We start from the raw sequence: 3,531 nt of genomic DNA on the forward strand, positions 1-3,531 counted from the left end.
GTACAGTAAACATTTGTTTCTTGCGATAGGCAAGTTCAAAACCAATCAACTCACTAACAGCCCTTTTATATATATATTTAGTTTCACCATTTTTTAACTTTAATGACCCAGGCATAGAGAAAGCCAATTCAATCATACGATAATCTAAGAATGGAGCTCGATTCTCTATGGATACTGCCATACCCATTCTATCAGGCTTCACTAAATTATTGCCACTCAATAGCAATGTAGTATCAATATAAAGTGCCTGATTAATACGATCCATGTTATTCGATTCATCAAATTTCTTCTCAATGAAATTGAACACAGAATCAAGATTCACATGTTTTCTAAATGCCTCTGAATATAAAACAGATTTCGTATGCTTATTGAATAGTGAAATGCTGTCAAAATAACGTTCTCTAAATAATGCATCTGAATAATTACGAGTGTCGTCGGTGAAAAAGTTTTTATATTTATCATAACCAGCAAAAAGTTCATCTGCACCATCACCAGTTAGTACCATCTTGACATTTTTTGCGGCCAACTCAGACACCCGATATGTCGGCATAAATGATACATCACCATGAGGTTGATCACAGTGATATGTCGCCTTTGGCCAAAATGATAGAAGATTAGGGTCAACCTTCTCCATAGTATGCTCTGTTGAGAAACGGGAAGCGACTGCTTGAGCAAATCCAGACTCATCATAAAGAGGATCGTGAAAACCAATCGTAAATGTCTTTACCGGTTGAGACATATGTTGACTCATCAACCCAACAACAGTGCTAGAGTCTACTCCACCAGAAAGGAATGCTCCAAAAGGAACTTCAGAACGCAATCTTATAGCAACAGCATCATTTAGAGTCTCGTTAAATTTGGCAATCCATTGTTCTTCCGTCTTTTCTACTATTGTAGTAGAAAGTAGATCCCACCACTGATGTACATGCAAACTATCACGGGTAATTCTTAAATATGAACCAGGCATTACATGCATCACTTGCTGGAACATAGTTAATGGAGGTGCAACATAGTTGAATGTCAAGTAGGAATCAATTGCATCATAGTTTACTTTTGTTTCTATACCAAATTCTAAAATAGATTTGATCTCAGAGCCAAAGACAAGCACCTCATCATCATAAAAATAATAAAGCGGTTTTTCGCCAACGCGATCACGGATTAAAAAAATCTCATCTAGATTCGCATCATATATGGCAATTGCAAACATACCATTTAATTTTGATAGGGCCGAAATACCATCTCGCTCGTAAAGCCTGAGGATAACCTCAGTATCACAATGAGTTAAGCATTCAAATGTTGTGCCTTTCAGTTCATTCGCAATTTCTACGTGGTTAAAAATCTCTCCATTCTGTACTACTATAATTTTACCATCATTTGAAATAAATGGCTGTTGTCCATGTTCCAAATCTAAAATGGCTAATCGCTGATTACCTAATGCCACACCAGCATAATTAAAGATACCTTGGCCATCCGGACCTCGATAATCAATGATATTCCCCATTGATTGAATAACACTCAAGTCTTTGAATGATTTTTCTTTACTAAAATAGCCAAAGATACCACACATAAATTAGTTTCCACCCTTAAACAAAACCTGCTTGATTGTCATGAAAATAATTTTCAAATCAAATAAAATATTCATTCTGTCTACATATTCTAAATCCAACATTAATCGTTGTTTCTCAGTAGCAGATGAACGCAATGTAGCCTGTGCTAAACCAGTTATCCCTGGCTTAATTGAGTGTCTTTTATTCCAATCAGTCTCACAATAAAGGCTCCTTTGCATGGGTACATTGGGGCGAGGCCCAACAAGACTCATATCCCCAATCATAACATTAACCAATTGAGGTAGTTCATCAAGACTGCTACGTCTTAAAAATTTGCCTACTCTAGTTATACGGTAATCATTGGTACTAGTTGAATATGAACCAATTTTATCCGCATTAGGGCACATGGTCCTGAACTTATACAAACTGAACTCTTGACAATCAAATCCAACCCGTTTTTGAGTATAGAATACAGTCCCTCTATCTGACAGATAAATAATCATGGAAATGACAATAAATAATGGTGATAAAATCAAAAGTGCAGAAATAGATAAAAATAAATCAATAATTCTTTTCATATTTTAACCATTCACTATCGTAGCAATAGCTTCATCTAATAATAATTTATCCTTTGTGACTTGTTCATTTGAGCGAGTGATATGCTCATTAAAACTATCTAGCAACTTTGTCACTTCAAGCTGAAAATTCATAATCATTTTTAAATCATCTAGATTACTGCTGTTACCATGAAACGTTCGCGATAAAATAACATTTGAAGATCCCAATCTAGCATGCTCAGATAAGATTAATTCAGCTGGTAGAATACCCTCCCCTATGCGAGCAATTCCTCCAAAGCCAAAAGGTATTCTCGCATTAGTTACAATTTTAGCGAGTGCTTCTATACAACCATTCTGTAAAGGCTCGAACATAAATTTGCAGTTCATTTCACGATGAAGATCATTCAAACCAAAATACACTTCCGAGACGCCTTTAACTTTTACTATATCACTTACAATGTTTGCGGCATCAATTGTTTCAATCAAAGGAATGAATTTTACTCGGCCAGCAATCAATTCTGAAAATTGAGAAACCTCTTCTATAGTTCTAAACATAGGCAACATAATAATGTCTGCACCATGCTCAATAGCAGAATTTATCTCTTGCTCACTATTATTATGGTATGGATTCAGTCTTACCAAAAGCTCAGCCTCTCCTTTCACCTTATTTATAGCACCCACATCAGTCATACTATGATGGCTAATAACAGTATCAAGATGACCTTGCCGTTCATATTTACCATTAATTTCTAAATCCACAAATAATCTTGTCACACCACATCCAGAAGCATATTTAGCAACATCTACATTATTTGTTATTAGCATCAGATTAAGCTTTTTATTCATTATTAAATCTCCCCAAACTTTTAATTTCGTCGTCAATGAAAAACCAAGCCAACAAACTTGATAACATCAATATTAATGTAATAAAAATAGCAGTGGCAGAACTAACCATGGAGTCATAGAAGAAAGACATTATAAACGAGTATAGAACAATAATAGCCGACATTTTCCATAAACTATGGAAAGTACTATGCGAAAGAAAAACACGATGCTTCAAGATAATACTAAAAAGTAAACACACGGTAATCGCTGCGTACGAAATACACATCAAATAAAACAGTGACTCGATTGTTAATCGAGTATTAAAACACACGATGGAAAAGAGAGACACAATAGATGTTGTAATTATCAACGGCGTTATAGTGTCATTTTTTGCAGCATGCGCTGAAATGATGAAAGAATTCAAGCCTTGAAAGACAAGTGATATTATTGCAATGGATAGCAGATTTGAAACTTGTCTAAGATCAGTTTCAGATACGCCTCCCCAATTATATACAATAGAAGTAAACTGATAGGAAAAAACAATCATTGAAACAGTAATTAATAGTGAAATGAATATCACTACATAAATTGCAATCCAGTAA

At 34.9% G+C, this 3,531-nt stretch carries 3 protein-coding genes; all 3 read right to left on the bottom strand.

Annotation, left to right across the window (positions count from 1 at the left end):
- Positions 1-1,567, bottom strand: a 1,567-nt coding sequence (asnB, locus tag AACS24_RS20665) for an asparagine synthase (glutamine-hydrolyzing) (protein WP_108571852.1), incomplete at its 3' end; no start/stop codon positions are given.
- A gap of 3 nt (positions 1,568-1,570) precedes the next feature.
- On the bottom strand, positions 1,571-2,125 hold the full coding sequence (locus AACS24_RS20670; protein WP_108571853.1) for a sugar transferase: 555 nt from the start codon (positions 2,123-2,125) through the stop codon (positions 1,571-1,573).
- Between the two features lie 3 nt (positions 2,126-2,128).
- Positions 2,129-2,950, bottom strand: coding sequence for an aldolase/citrate lyase family protein (locus tag AACS24_RS20675; protein ID WP_108571854.1), 822 nt, complete (start codon positions 2,948-2,950; stop codon positions 2,129-2,131).
- Positions 2,951-3,531: the final 581 nt, after the last annotated feature.

It is taken from the genome of Aeromonas sp. HMWF016, assembly GCF_963878195.1.
In the GTDB taxonomy this organism is placed as follows: Bacteria; Pseudomonadota; Gammaproteobacteria; order Enterobacterales; family Aeromonadaceae; genus Aeromonas; species Aeromonas lacus.